Consider the following 13,441-nt stretch of genomic DNA (forward strand, 5'->3'; position numbering starts at 1 on the left):
GCGGTTCAGCGTCCCCGTGCGCGCTTGACGACGGTTTCGATGTCCGAGCCGAACGTCGACTCTGTCGTGAGATACGTCCAGGTCGATGATGGGCGCTTCATGCCGTGAGAGGGCAGGTCGATGCCGTCTGCGGTGATCTCAGCATCTTCGAGCGCCTCGGTCGCCGCATCCAGGACATCGGGCCAGAAGGTGTCGAAGGCCTGGATCGATTCGGTGTTGAACGCCTCGTGCGGGCGCTCCTTGGCCAGGGTGCGCAGGTGGATGCCCTCGCGCAGGTCGTTGAGGTAGGCCAGGTGCTCGACCCACCGCTGGTCGAGCTGGAAGAGCAGCACATCGCGCAGGGCGTCGTCGACGACCTCGCTGCCGAGCTTCTCATCCCAGGCCTCGGTCTGCTCCGGCAGCCGCTCACGCAGCTCATCGGCACCCGAATGCTCCTTGCGGATCCGGTCGCGCTTGCCGAGCACGATCTCGCGCTGCTGCTTCATCAGCTGGTTGAACCGCCACGTATCGCGGTGCACAGCTGTGTTGTGGCCTTCTGACATGCGCTGGGCGTGCTCGACGAGCTGGGCTGCGCGCCGGTTGGCGATGTGGCCGGTCTCATCGCCTTCCTCGACGAAGCGCTTGGCCTCGGGCACCCGGCTCATGAGCTCGTCTTCAAGGCTGGTGAAGAACACCGAGGAGCCCGGGTCGCCCTGCCGGCCGGCGCGTCCGCGCAGCTGGTCGTCCAGTCGCGAGGACGGGTAGCGTCCGGCGCCGATGACGAGCAGTCCGCCGGCTTCGACGGCCTTCTCATCGGCCAGCCGGATATCGGTGCCGCGCCCGGCCATCTGGGTGGACACGGTCACCGCTCCGCTGCGGCCGGCTTCGGCGATGATCTCGGCTTCCCGGGAGTCGTCCTTGGCGTTGAGCACCTGGCAGGAGATCCCGCGTTCGCGCAGCCGTTCGGCCAGGCTCTCGGATTCGGCGACCGAGCGGGTGCCGATGAGGATCGGCCGGCCGTTGGCGTGCTGTTCGTCGACTTCCTCGACGATCGCACGCTCCTTGGATTCCTGGAAGGTGTAGAGCCGGTCGGGTTCGTCTTCGCGGATGACCTTCTCATGCGGTTCGACCGGGACGATCTCCAGGTCGTAGAACTCCCGCAGGTCATCTCCGACCGCCAGGGCCGTGCCGGTCATGCCGCAGACAGTCTCGTAGCCGCGGATGAACTCCTCGACGGTCATCTGGTCGAGGATCTCACCGGATTCGGTGGTCTTGAGCTTCTCCTTGGCCTCGACTGCCGCCTGCAGTCCGTCGGGCCAGCGCTGCAGATCGGCCACGCGTCCGCGGGAGCCGGAGATGAGCTTCACCTGCCCGTCGACGATGAGGTAGTCGACGTCGCGCTTGACGAGCGCCTCGGCGTACAGGGCGATGTTGATGGCGGCCAGCGTCTGCGCGTCCTCGCCGAAGAGGTCGGCATCGAGGAGCTCTTCGATGTGGTCGACGCCGGCATCGGTGAGGGAGACGGCCTGCTTGTCGTCGCTGACCTCGTAGTGGAGGCCGGGTTCGAGGTTCGTCACGAGGGCGGCGATCTTCTCATCAGCATCCTGCACCTCGGTCGAGCCGGCGAGCACGAGCGGCACGCGGGCTTCGTCGATGAGCACTGAGTCGGCTTCATCGACGATGACGACGTCGCGGCTGGGCACGCGGATCTCATCGTCATCGACGATGAACCGGTCGCGCAGGACGTCGAATCCGATCTCCGTGACCGCCCCGTAGACGACTTCGGCGCGGTAGGACCGGCGGCGGGTGCCATCGCTGTCAGCTTCTGAGATGCTGGCCGATTCGACGCCGAGGAGGTCGAACAGCGGCTTCATCCAGTTGCGGTCGCGGACAGCAAGGTAGTCGTTGACGGACACGACGTGCACGGTGCGGCCCTGCAGCGCGTAGCCGGCAGCGGCCATCGCCCCCACGAGCGTCTTGCCCTCACCGGTGAGCATCTGCACGATCGAGCCGTCGAGCAGGCCGATGAGTCCCTGGATCTGGGAATTGTAGGGCCGCTCGTCAAGTGCCCGGTCGGCGGCTTCGCGCACGAGGGCTGCGTACTGGCGCAGCTGCTCCTGCCGCGATCCGGAGGTGAAGATGTCAGCGGCCTTCACCGCGATGTCCTCGTCGCTGAGTTCGGCGTACTCCTCGGCCAGGGTGTCGATCTGCGGCCAGGCCTTCTCGAGCCAGCCGATGCTCTTGTCTGCTTGGGCACCGGGTCGGTTGAGCAGGCGGGAGAGGAATCCCATGTGTCACGTCCTCAGAGTCGTCTCGGGGAGGGGCGCCGCTGCCGGCGCCGCGGGTTCGTGCTGTGGAAAGTCTACGTGCTCAGTTCCCGAACACGGCTCAGCTGTGCAGCTGTGGTGTTTCGAACGGCCATTCGCGGCTGACGGTGATGCTCTGATCGCCGCGTTTGCGGCGCAGGTAGCTTTCGAAGCTCGCCGCCTGATCCCGCTTCCAGGCGATCTGGGCGGCGTGGATCTCCGCGGCACTGAGCGTGCCGATCGTCTCCGGGTGGGCTGCGGCGATCCGCAGCGCGATCTCGACGGCGGCCAGCGCATCGGCGGTCGCGTCGTGGGCGTTGTCGAGCTCGACGTTCCAGTGCTCGGCCAGGGCTGTGAGGACGCGCGAGCCGCGCCGGTAGGGGTCGACCTGTTTGTCGATGACGAAGGTGTCGATGACCGGCGGGCACGCCTGGGAGGCACGCTGCCGGCTGCCCAGCCGGATCGTCTCGGCTTCGAGGATCGTGAGGTCGTAGACGATGTTGTGCCCGACGAGGATCCCGCCGTCATCGCGGATGCGTGAGAACCATTCGAGCAGCTCGGCCAGCACCTCTGCCAGCGGCCGGCCGTGGGCGCGCACATGCTCGGTGGAGATGCCGTGCACCTCGGCGGCCGCGGCGGGGATCTCGACCCCGGCGTCTGCCAGCCATTCGAGCCGGCTGGTCTCGACGCCATCGCGGAACTCACACAGTGCGGCGGTGACGATGCGGGCGGTGTGCGGGTTGGTGCCGGTGGTCTCCAAGTCGAAGCCCCATACCGGTGAGCGGGTCCAGCCGGAGGTCAGCTGCGGGGGTTCCGGGGTGGGGAACAGGGCTGCCTGCTCAGCGGCGCCGGCTGGATCGTCTGCGCGCACCGCCGCCGGTTCGGCGGCTGCCGGGGTGGCGGGTGCCGCACCGGGTGCAGCGGATGGGACGAGGGAAGCGATGAGACGTTCGGCGCTGCGCTCGAAGCCGTGGTCGCCGGCCAGTTCCCGCAGGGTCGCGGCATCCCGCTTCTCCTCTGCGGTCTCGACTGCAGCGAGGAAGGCGGCGACGTCGAGGTCGTCGGCACACGTCATCACCTGGTGCCCGCGGCGCACCGCCTCGGCGGAGGTGACGATGTTCTCCTGGCGCTTCGGGCTCAGGCCGTGGTCCTTCTGCCCGGCCTGCGCTGCGGCGATGACGGCATCGAGGCTGCCGTAGCCGGCGATGAGCTTGGCGGCGGTCTTCTCGCCGATTCCCGGCACACCGGGCAGCCCGTCGGACGGGTCGCCGCGCAATGCGGCCAACGCCCGGTAGGACGGGCCGTCGGGCACACCGTATAGCTCCGGCAGGTCTGCCGCCTGCACGGTCTCCCACACGCCGCCCTTCTTCGGCCGGCACACAGTGACCCGCCCGTCGTCATCGAGCAGGGCGAGCAGATCGCGGTCAGGGGAGACGATGACAACCGGTTCTGCGGTGGCAGCGATGAGCGAGGCGATGACGTCGTCGGCCTCGGTGCCGGCCACCTCGGCGACGGGAATGCCAGCGGCGATCAGGCACGAGCGCAGCAGCGGCAGCTGCGCTTCAAGATCCGGCGGCGTCTCCGTGCCGGCCTCCGCATCGACGATGCGCTGAGCTTTGTACTCCGGGACGACTGCGGTGCGGAAGGCCGGCCGCCAGTCGGCGTCCATGGTGGCGACGATCCGGGTCGAGGACCAGGTCTCGGACAGCTGGGCGATCGTGTCGAGGACACCGCGCACGGCGTTGACCGGGAAGCCCTCCGGGGAGCGGATCGTGTCCGGCAGCGCGTAGAACGCCCGGTAGTACAGGGCCGGTGTGTCGAGGATGATGAGTGGAGCCTTCACACGCCTCACTCTATCCCGGCAGCCAGCCTCCGGCAGGCGGCACCGGCACAGGGTGGGTGTCGTGACACAATGGCGGCGTGACTGACTCGACGATCCTGTACAACGCTGATGTTTACTCCAGCGCCGATCCCTTCGCCACCGCCATCATGTTCACCGGTGACACCGTCGCCTGGGTCGGCTCGGATGAGGCCGCCTGCGCCTTCGACGGCACGCACCACGATCTCGCCGGCGCCTTCGTCACCCCGGGTCTCGTCGCCGCGGCCGTCGACCTGCGCCCGGAGGCGGGCAGGCCGGCTCCGACCGGTGATGAGCTCCTGGCCCGAGGCGTGACCGCCGCCCATCTCATCGGCACCGGCGCGCAGCTGGAACGGTTCGCTGACGCCGCTCCCGAGGCGCTGGTCACCACCAGCTATCAGCTCGGCGGCGCAGGGGAGGGCCGCGGTGCGCTTGATGCCGGTGCGCTTGGGGCCGGTGCGCGTGATGCCGGGTTGCTGCCGGATGGGGCGCAGTTCGTTCTCGTCGACAGCGCAGCAGATCTCAGCGCTGTCCTCGGCCTGCTCGAGGACGCAGGAGTGCGCGCCCACCTGCAGCGCCACGGCTGGCGGCTGCTCATCAACGTGGCAGTCCCACCAGAGGCGATCGATGCGCTGGCCCAGTCCGGGCTCGGCATCACCGTCGATCCGCTGGCACACCGACAGCCGCTGGCCCCGCTGCTGTCGGCCGGTGCGCAGGTGAGCTTCGCACTCACAGCAGAGAACCCGTGGCAGACCCTCCGGGCAGCCGTGTACGACTCCGCTGACGGTGTCTCGGCCCGGGCGGCATTCAACGCCGTCACCCGCTTCGGCTACCGGGCACTCGGCAGCTTCGACGGGGGAGTGCTGGCACCTGGGTCAGCGGCCACCGCCTGCGTGTGGTCAGTTGAGAGCCTGCTGGTGCAGGCAGCCGATTCGAGAGTGGCCGCCTGGAGCACGGATCCGCGCTCAGGCACACCCGGTCTGCCCGATCTCAGCCCTGATGCGGCACTGCCGCAGCTGCTGCGCATCTGGTCCCATGGCACGGCGGTGACGTCCTGATCGCCAGTCCGCACCACACGGGGCGTGTTGCCCTCATGAGCTGCGCGCCATTGTCCTCTAGGGTGTAACCGTGCATATGTCTACTCTGATCGTCATCCCGACGTACAACGAGCTCGATTCGCTGCCGGTGACCCTGGCTGCGATCCACGCCTACGCTCCGCACGTCGATGTCCTCATCGCCGATGACAACTCGCCTGACGGCACCGGCCGGTGGGCTGATGAGCGCGCCGCTGAGGACGCGCGCGTCAACGTGCTGCACCGTCAGGAGAAGGCCGGACTGGGACCGGCATATGTGGCCGGCTTCCAGTGGGCGCTCGAACGCGAGTACGAGGTCATCTGCGAGATGGATGCCGACGGATCGCACCGCGGGAAGGACCTGCCGCTGCTGCTTGACGCGGTGGCTGATGGGGCGGATCTTGCGATCGGCTCACGCTGGGTTCCCGGTGGTGCTGTGGTCAACTGGCCGCGCAACCGGCATGTGCTCTCCCGGGGCGCGAACATCTACGTCGATGCCCTCATGGGCATGGGCGTCAAGGACGCGACCGCAGGCTTCCGCGCATACCGCCGGGAGACCCTGGCACAGCTCGATCTCGCCGAGATCGCCTCGCAGGGCTACTGCTTCCAGATCGATATGACCAAGCGCGTGCACGAGGCCGGTCTGTCCATCGTCGAGGTGCCGATCGTGTTCGTCGAACGGGAGCTCGGTGAGTCGAAGATGCACGGCAGCATCATCCGGGAGGCAGTCGGCCGGGTCGCACAGTGGGGTGCGCAGCGCCGTCTCAGCCAGGCGCGCCGGCTCGTCGGCAGGGTCACTGCCCGGCGCGCTGCCTGAGACGCACACAGCAACTGCCTGAGACGCACACAGCACGAGGGCGGATCCGACTATCGGATCCGCCCTCCGTGCGATCAGTGACTGCGGCATGGCTGCCACAGGGATTCTCAGACCTGTGGTGGGATCTCCCCGCGGCGAATCGCCAAACGCTCATCGAGGAGCACCTGCAGCTCTTCGAAGGAGCGGCGCTCCAGCAGCATGTCCCAGTGCGTGCGCACCGGCTTCTCCGGCTCCTCGTCAGGCTCTTCGCCTCCGACGCGGGTGCCGATGCCGTGGGTTCCCGAATCCCAGGTGGCCGGGACCTCGGCTTCGACGGAGAAGGGGACGGTGAACGTGTGGCCATCTTCGCAGACGTATTCGACCATCTGGCGCGGGGCCGGTTCGACACCGACTTCCGACTCGAGGCTCCGGGAGCCCAGCTGGGTACCGCGCAGACTGCGTTCACTCATCTGTTGCACACCTTCCGATGATGGTTTTCAAGCTCTTGGCAACCAGAACAGTCTAGCGACTCGTTTCATTCCCGCCTAAACCGCCTCTGCCAGCGCTGCCCGGGCGGTCAGCGGCTCATCGGTGACGAGCCCGTCGACTCCCAGGCGAGCCAGGCGCTGCATCTCTGCAGGTTCGTTGATCGTCCACGCGTCGACGCGGAGTCCGAGACTATGCGCAGCGCGGATGAATCCTGCGGTGATGACGGGGAATCCGCACCGGCTGGCCGGTACCTGCACGGCATCGACCGACGGGTCGAGGCGCCAGCCGCGGGCGCCGAGGAGACGCAGCCGCACCACTTCGGTGGTGCCCAGCGAGGTGGCGATGCCCGGCAGCGCCTGGCGCAGCATGTGCAGGCGGCGGGTGGAGAAGGAGGCCAAGCGCAGACGTGCGGTGTCGGAGCGGTCCCGCAGCAGACGGATGACGGCCGCTGCCGAGCGGTCGGCTTTGACGTCGATGTTGAAGTGGGCGGTGGGGAATGCCGCGAGCAGGTCAGCCAGCCGGGGGAGTGTGCCACCGGCGATGAGCTCGATGGACTCCAGTTCGGCAGCCGGAAGCGCAGCGAGCTGCTCGGGACGACCGGCGATCCGCTGGAGATCATCGTCGTGGGCGGCGAAGAGCACACCGTCTGCTGACAGATGCACATCTGTCTCGAGCATCGTGACTCCGTGGGCGACGGCGTGTTCGAAGGCAGCCATCGTGTTCTCTGCTGTGCCGGGCCACAGGCCTCCGCGGTGGGCGATGATGTCCGGGCGCGTAGCGGTCATATCAGCCAGCCTATTGCACGGCAGCTGCGACATGTCGGCGATATCGATGATGCCTGAATCGTAGACTCAGCCAAGGCTGTCATACTGGCCTCAGCGCGCAATCTACGAGGACGGATGATTATGAAACGCAGTGAGAACGAACCCATCGAACCGACTGCCGTACACGATTCCACCGACACGTCGACGACCGACCGGATGCGCAAGCTCGCCGGCCGGACTTTCGCCTACGGCCGCAGCTTCGCCGATGTGCTCGGGCGGACCGCGCGTGAGGGCACGAGCCAGCTGCGCGACGAAGCACGCCTGCTCAAGGACAATCCGCGCGGTCGCACCCGCGCTTACCAGGACCGAGCCCGGTGGGCTGTCGACAAGGGCCGGGCACAGGCGAAGACCACCCTGTCGAAGTCCGATAAGGCCGTGGACTGGACCGAGGAGAAGCTCACGAAGCTGCTCTCCGGTGCCCAGGAGCAGTTCTCCGGGCGCATGGACCAGACTTTCACCACCGTCCAGCGCGGCGTGACCACTGGTGCCGAGAAGGCCCGTGAGTTCATCCGCCGCAACGACGCCGACACCACTGTCGACACTGTCCCGGAACCGGCCGAGGGTTCCGTCGACACTGTCGTCGTGCCTCCGCGCACCGCTCACCGCACTGCCGATACCGACGATCGTCGGCCCTGAGCGGCAGGCTGTCCTGCGCTGAAGGCCCTGCACCCATCATCGGGTGCAGGGCCTTCATCAGTGTTTCCTCAGAATGGGCCAGATCGGTAGCGCTTTACCGTTCCGTTACATAGGCTGTGAGTGTCGTCACAGTCACATACGTGAGAAGGGCCTGATGGTGGGCAAGCACTCCGCGCCGAACACACAGCTCTCAGCAAGGATCGCTGACTTCTTCCGGTCTTTGGGACCCAGGCGGCACGGCCGCCACAGCGACATCGATGAAGAGCCGGCTTCAGCGGCAGGCATTCTGCGATCCACCAAACGCATGCCGAACTGGGCGGCGCTGGCCGTCCCGACAGCAGCAGTGGCAAGCCTGGCGGTCTCCGGTCTCATGCTCGCCCCAGCCGACAGCGGCACTCCTGAACGCGTCGTCTTCAGCAGCGAAGAGCAGCCGCGCACCGGTCCAGCATCAGCGCAGGCTGTATCAGCCGATAATGCGCATGCGGAGAAGCTGCGCAAGGACTGGGACGATGCCGTCAGCCGGTCGAAGGAGAAGGCCGGCGTCCAGGAGATCGCCGCATCGCCGAAGCCCACACCACCTCCGCCGCCACCGGCCATGCCGGAGCTCCCGACGCCAGCTGGCGCTGATGCCGCCACAGTCGCCTCCAGTGCCAGTGAGGATGCGCCCGCGGATTCGGAGAAGGACTCCAGCCCGAAGCGTGATGAGAGCGAGCCGAAGCAGAACACCGAGGCCTCCGGCCAGGGCGGCACCTGCAAAGCCTCGTACTACAACACCGGCCACACCACCGCCAATCGCGAATCCTATGACCCGATGGGCATCACCGCAGCCCACAAGGAGCTGCCTTTCAACAGCAGGGTGAAGGTCACGAACAAGGCCAACGGCAAGTCTGTTGTCGTGCGCATCAATGATCGCGGGCCGTTCGTCGGCAGCCGCTGCCTGGACCTCAGCGAAGGTGCGATGAAGGCTGTCGGCGGCATCAGTTCCGGTGTCATCACGGTCGATTGGGAGGTTCTCTGACCCCTCGGTGCCTGTGATGCAGAATGCGCCCCCTGTCCGTGCAGACAGGGGGCGCATTCTGCGTCAGCGTGGCCTCAGTGCGGGCTGCCGGCCATCAGTGCCGGCGGCGCATCGGACTTCGGCGGCGTATCAGGCTTCGCCTGTGCATCAGCCTTCGGCGGCAACGACGTCCGGGGTGCGGGCGCCGAGCTTGGCGTCCATGCGCAGGATTCCGTTGCCGTCTTCGCCGACGCGCTCGAGCTGGCCGACGATCTCACCGACGGTGGCCTCTTCCTCGACCTGCTCGTCGATGAACCAGTTGAGCAGCGGGATGATGTCGATGTCATCTTCCTTCTGCGCGGTCCGGTACAGGTTGCGGATCGACTCGGAGACCTTGCGCTCATGATCGAGTGCGGCCTGGAAGAGCTCAACGGGGGACTTGCCTGCGAAGCTCGGGGCGGTGATGGTCCCGATCTGCGGCGAGGTGCCGCGGTCGAGCGCGTGCTGGATGAACTTCGCGGCGTGGACCTGCTCTTCCTCGGCCTGGGCCCGCATCCATGAGCTCATGCCGGTGAGATCCTGGTCTTCGAGTTCGATGGACAGCTGCAGGTAGACGATAGAGGCTTCGAGTTCCATGGTGACCTGGTCGCTGACTGCGGCGGCCATGTTCTGGGTGAGTTCCATAACTGCTCCTTTTCGATCGTGTGGGTGATCGGACCAGTAGTGAGGTGCAGGAGGTTCGCCTTCGGTCCGGGTGAGGCGACAATCGCGTTCTCAGCGATTCGTCCTGCGGGCATGTGCGCAGTTTCGAGCTTATAGCAGCCCTACAGGCGGTTCCAGTAAGGCAAAGAACGCCTAACCTGGAAACATTCCAGAATAGGAATGCGGTCTGTCGACAGTGCAGGGGAGTAGGGGCCATCCCCGCGGCGGTTGCCCTGTGAGCCTTCACGGATGGCTGCCCCGCGCACCGGACATCGACTGGCCCTGCACCGCGATCAGCGCGGTCATCACGTCGTGAGCACGCACGTCGAGCCCGTGAGCGAGCAGGCGAGAAGCACATTGAATGGTTGACATAATATTCGCGATGACACCGTGACGCTCTGAGCGGAGTATCGCGGAGCGGTGCCCGGCCCGCATCTTCAGGCGGAGACAGCGTCGTCAACCACAGACAGCGTCGTCAGCACGGCGGTTGCCATCGAAGCGCACCGAGCGGCGGCAGGGTCACGACAGCGAAGACAAGGGCGCCGCGAGAGCATCACCGCGCGTCAGGTGCGAACGACTGAGCGCCAGACTGCGCATGACACGACCGGATCACTCCGGATCAGTCCGGCATCGGGATGGCGACTGCATACGCACCCGCGAAGGTCGGCGCTTATCGACGGCAGACGACGCGCGCACCTGAATGCGCAGTCTGGCGGAGTCGCGCCGGATGCAGCTGCATGTGGAGCCTCGCGGATTCATTGCGGATTCATTCTGACCGCCAGGCCGCTGTTCACCCGGATCCCACGACCATGAGCATTCGCCGATAATATACATTATGTAAACTAACCATAAGGGCGTCTCCCCGCGCCCCTCGGCACTGCCACCCTGCCGCTCTCCCTCTCCGATCCGCAGGCGTGTTCGTGAATGCGACACGGTGCACCGCCTCTGTGGCAGTGCACCGCATCTGTCATCGTTCTGCTCAACGAGGCTGGCAGACGAGCGCGTCTCAGTCGTCCTGGCTGGTCACGGTCGTGCGACCGCTGCCGGACGGCAGGATGAGCGTTGCGACCATCGGCGCGAACATGACTGCACCGACGATGCACATGGAGATGATGATGTCTGCCACGTGATACACCTCCTGAAACGGGTTGTAGAGCGGGCCATTGCGTGTCTCGTATCCAGGATACCCAATGCTGGGAACCACCTGGTAGCCGACCTGCCGGTTCCACGCAGCCGCCAGGCGATGTGTTCCGCTCTCACCCAGCCCAGCGCGGAATGTGGCGGCTGCCCTTCATGCGCTCATCGCTGTAATAGCTCTGCCCCGGCTTGAGTTCCCCGCCGAAGAGTTTACTGACGGTCACGAGCGTGAAGCCCTGTTCCTTGAGCTTGGCGATGATCTGCGGGCTGGCTTCGACGCTGGACTTGTGGATGTCGTGCATGAGGATGATGTCGCCTGGCCGCACGTCAGTGGTCGCGGCCTTGACGGTCTTCTCCGGTGCCTTCTTGTTCTGCCAGTCATTGGTGTCCAGGCTCCAGATGATCGATGGCAGACCGCCGTCGGGAACACCCTTGGCGAAGGCGCCGTAAGGCGGGCGGAAGACCGTGGGCTTCTCCCCTGTCACCTTCTCGATCGCGCCGTTGACGCGAGCATGTTCCTTCTCGGCTGCCGGTCGAGAGATCTTCGTCAGCTGCGGGTGATTCCACGTGTGGCTGCCGATCTCATGGCCTTCCTCGGCCATCCGCTTGAGCGTCGCTTCATTGCCCGCGATCGAGGTGCCCTTGACGAAGAACGTTGCCGGCACGCCTTCGGCCGCCAGCGCGTCAAGCAGCTGCGGGGTGTCCTCGCCCGGACCGTCGTCATAGGTCAGGGCCACGCACTTGGTCTGGGCGCAGTCGACATCATTCCGATCGCGAGTGACATGTTCGGGGATCTTCTCCCCGGCTTTGAGCTGCGGGCCGGGTGCCGAGTCGTCCAGCCAGTCACGCCCGGCTGCTGTCAGCCAGTCGCGGGCCTGGTCGCCGGTGAAGCTCACGGCCACCGAATCGTCACCGCGTGCGTTGACGATGCCACTGCCGAGGTGGGTCACCAGTCCCCCGTGCCCGTCGACGGTGGTGCCGGTGGTGATGGCGTTGACCTGCACACTGCTCAGGTGTGCGGCGTCATGGGCGGTGGTCCGGTAGCCCGTGCGCTGCAGGGCCTCGAGCACGTGGGTGGCGAGTTCTCGCTGCCCTGGCTTGGTGAACAGCTCGGCCGCCGGAATCTCGGTGCCGGTATCACGGTCGAGCACCTTGGTGTAGTAGGCCTCCGGCCCGGCGCCGGGCAGAGTGCTGCGGTCATGGAGCAGGAAGGAGACGTGGCTGCGGCAGTTCTGGGTCACCTGCCAGTCGAGCTCGTACTCCCCCGGCAGATCCTTCTTCCCATTCTTTCCCCTCGCATCGGACTGCGGGATCCGGCGCTGGCGCAGTTCGCTGACGAAGTCGCTGATTTCGCGGTTGAACGCCTCGGCGCCGCGGACTTCGGGAAAGCGCAGAGTGTAGAGCGGGCTGTCTGATTCGTGCCGCTGGCTGAGCACATCGGCCGGTTCGGCTGCAGCGGTGAACGGCGTTCGGCCATCAGTGAGTGCGGTGACCTGTGCGGTTGGCTGGCGGCTGGTGCCGTTCGAGGCGCAGCCGCTGAGCAGCAGGGCGGCGATTGCCGCTGAGGCGACAGCGGCGCGGGGACGAGGCAACATGAGGAGACGGTCCTGGGTGCAGACGGGGATGCGGGGACGTTGCTCATCTTAGTCCGTGTCCCTGTGGAGATGCACGCGGAATCCGGTGAATGTGAGGAAATCGAAGGGCACTCACAGCAGCAGCTGCGCACCAGCCGTCAGGACGATCGGCAGGGTCAGCATCGAGATGACCGTCTGACCTGCGATGAGGGCAGCCATGAGGGTGGCGTTGCCGCCGAGCTGCCGCGCCATGACGTAAGCGCTGGAGGCTGTGGCGATCGACTGGAAGATGAGACCGACCACCGCAGCCTCTCCCCTGACATCGAACGCCAGCAGTGAGACGACCGTGACCGCCGGGACGATGAGCAGCTTGATCACCGTCGCCGAGACGAAGGCGACAGCATGTTCGCGCACTGAGAACCGCCTGATGCCGGCCCCAACGCACAGCAGGCCGATCGGCAGCGCGGCCGCAGCGAGCGGATCGATCATCCCAGCCACCACCTCGGGCGTGGTCACCGGCAGCACGTTCCACGCCGCACCGGCAGCACAGCCGAGCACGAGCGGATTCAGGATGACCGATCGGCCGAGTGCCAGCCAGGAGCGCTTGTCGACGAGGAAGAGTTCGAAGGCGATCGAGGAGAGCACGTTGACGAGCGGGACGAGCACGGCGCCGACGATGGCGGCAAGGGCTGCGCCCTCGGGGCCGAAGAGAGTCGCCGACAGCGACAGGCCGATGTAGGTGTTGAAGCGGATCGCGCCCTGGACGACCGACGTGAAGGACGGTTGGTCGGAGGCGAGCACCCGGTTGAGTGCGAAGAGGATGATCGTGATCCCGATGATCGGCAGGACGAGGGCTGCTGCCAGGCGGCCGATGTCGATGTGGGAGATGTCGACGGCGGAGATGTTGCGGAAGAGCAGCACCGGCAGGAGGACGAAATAGGCGAGCTTCTCAGCACCGGACCAGAAGTCAGGGTCGCTCAGCAGCCGCAGCCGGCGCAGCACCCAGCCGAAGGCGATGAGGCTGGCGACGGGAATGAGTGCGCCGACGACGCTGACGAAGTCCATGAGCC

The 13,441-nt window shown here is 66.4% G+C and carries 11 protein-coding genes; 4 read left to right on the plus strand and 7 right to left on the minus strand.

From position 1 onward, the window contains the following. Positions 1-5: 5 nt before the first annotated feature. Positions 6-2,270: an accessory Sec system translocase SecA2 gene (gene secA2 / locus H9634_RS08500; protein WP_191726266.1), complete on the minus strand. Its 2,265-nt coding sequence runs from the start codon at positions 2,268-2,270 to the stop codon at positions 6-8. Between the two features lie 97 nt (positions 2,271-2,367). Continuing rightward, positions 2,368-4,128, minus strand: coding sequence for a 5'-3' exonuclease H3TH domain-containing protein (locus H9634_RS08505; protein WP_191726267.1), 1,761 nt, complete (start codon positions 4,126-4,128; stop codon positions 2,368-2,370). A 77-nt stretch (positions 4,129-4,205) separates the two neighbouring features. Here H9634_RS08505 and H9634_RS08510 point away from each other — a divergent pair, with 77 nt between their 5' ends. Then, the gene (locus tag H9634_RS08510; protein WP_191726268.1) at positions 4,206-5,201 is read left to right on the plus strand and encodes a metal-dependent hydrolase; all 996 of its coding nucleotides are present in this window, start codon (positions 4,206-4,208) and stop codon (positions 5,199-5,201) included. A gap of 76 nt (positions 5,202-5,277) precedes the next feature. Continuing rightward, positions 5,278-6,033: a polyprenol monophosphomannose synthase gene (locus tag H9634_RS08515; RefSeq protein ID WP_191726269.1), complete on the plus strand. Its 756-nt coding sequence runs from the start codon at positions 5,278-5,280 to the stop codon at positions 6,031-6,033. A gap of 107 nt (positions 6,034-6,140) precedes the next feature. Here the strand turns inward: H9634_RS08515 and H9634_RS08520 are convergent, their stop codons facing one another. Next, positions 6,141-6,482, minus strand: coding sequence for an RNA polymerase-binding protein RbpA (locus tag H9634_RS08520; protein ID WP_175294705.1), 342 nt, complete (start codon positions 6,480-6,482; stop codon positions 6,141-6,143). A 75-nt stretch (positions 6,483-6,557) separates the two neighbouring features. Beyond that, positions 6,558-7,286, minus strand: coding sequence for a glycerophosphodiester phosphodiesterase family protein (locus tag H9634_RS08525; protein ID WP_191726270.1), 729 nt, complete (start codon positions 7,284-7,286; stop codon positions 6,558-6,560). 120 nt (positions 7,287-7,406) lie between these two features. Between H9634_RS08525 and H9634_RS08530 the strand changes: the two genes are divergently transcribed. Together H9634_RS08530 and H9634_RS14880 are read left to right on the plus strand one after the other, a co-directional pair. Beyond that, on the plus strand, positions 7,407-7,961 hold the full coding sequence (locus H9634_RS08530; protein ID WP_191726271.1) for a hypothetical protein: 555 nt from the start codon (positions 7,407-7,409) through the stop codon (positions 7,959-7,961). A 304-nt stretch (positions 7,962-8,265) separates the two neighbouring features. Further along, positions 8,266-8,979: a septal ring lytic transglycosylase RlpA family protein gene (locus H9634_RS14880; RefSeq protein WP_318245052.1), complete on the plus strand. Its 714-nt coding sequence runs from the start codon at positions 8,266-8,268 to the stop codon at positions 8,977-8,979. Between the two features lie 147 nt (positions 8,980-9,126). Here H9634_RS14880 and H9634_RS08540 read toward each other — a convergent pair whose 3' ends face one another. The 3 genes from H9634_RS08540 to H9634_RS08550 all read right to left on the minus strand — a co-directional run bounded on the left by H9634_RS08540 (position 9,127) and on the right by H9634_RS08550 (position 13,436). After that, complete coding sequence (locus tag H9634_RS08540; protein ID WP_165882962.1) at positions 9,127-9,642, minus strand: ferritin; 516 nt, start codon at positions 9,640-9,642, stop codon at positions 9,127-9,129. A gap of 1,274 nt (positions 9,643-10,916) precedes the next feature. Continuing rightward, positions 10,917-12,392, minus strand: a complete 1,476-nt coding sequence (locus tag H9634_RS08545; protein WP_191726272.1) for a polysaccharide deacetylase family protein — start codon at positions 12,390-12,392, stop codon at positions 10,917-10,919. A gap of 111 nt (positions 12,393-12,503) precedes the next feature. Beyond that, positions 12,504-13,436, minus strand: coding sequence for an AEC family transporter (locus tag H9634_RS08550; RefSeq protein ID WP_191726273.1), 933 nt, complete (start codon positions 13,434-13,436; stop codon positions 12,504-12,506). Positions 13,437-13,441 lie beyond the last annotated feature (5 nt).

This window comes from Brevibacterium gallinarum (assembly GCF_014836885.1).
In the GTDB taxonomy this organism is placed as follows: domain Bacteria; phylum Actinomycetota; class Actinomycetes; order Actinomycetales; family Brevibacteriaceae; genus Brevibacterium; species Brevibacterium gallinarum.

Bases quoted from the DNA above. Each gene is read 5' to 3' on its own strand.
- H9634_RS08515 (WP_191726269.1), top strand. From the start codon at position 5,278: ATGTCTACTCTGATCGTCATCCCGACGTACAACGAGCTCGATTCGCTG.
- secA2 (WP_191726266.1), bottom strand. From the start codon at position 2,270: ATGGGATTCCTCTCCCGCCTGCTCAACCGACCCGGTGCCCAAGCAGAC.
- H9634_RS08530 (WP_191726271.1), top strand. From the start codon at position 7,407: ATGAAACGCAGTGAGAACGAACCCATCGAACCGACTGCCGTACACGAT.
- H9634_RS08545 (WP_191726272.1), bottom strand. From the start codon at position 12,392: ATGTTGCCTCGTCCCCGCGCCGCTGTCGCCTCAGCGGCAATCGCCGCC.
- H9634_RS14880 (WP_318245052.1), top strand. From the start codon at position 8,266: ATGCCGAACTGGGCGGCGCTGGCCGTCCCGACAGCAGCAGTGGCAAGC.
- H9634_RS08525 (WP_191726270.1), bottom strand. From the start codon at position 7,286: ATGACCGCTACGCGCCCGGACATCATCGCCCACCGCGGAGGCCTGTGG.
- H9634_RS08520 (WP_175294705.1), bottom strand. From the start codon at position 6,482: ATGAGTGAACGCAGTCTGCGCGGTACCCAGCTGGGCTCCCGGAGCCTC.
- H9634_RS08550 (WP_191726273.1), bottom strand. From the start codon at position 13,436: ATGGACTTCGTCAGCGTCGTCGGCGCACTCATTCCCGTCGCCAGCCTC.
- H9634_RS08540 (WP_165882962.1), bottom strand. From the start codon at position 9,642: ATGGAACTCACCCAGAACATGGCCGCCGCAGTCAGCGACCAGGTCACC.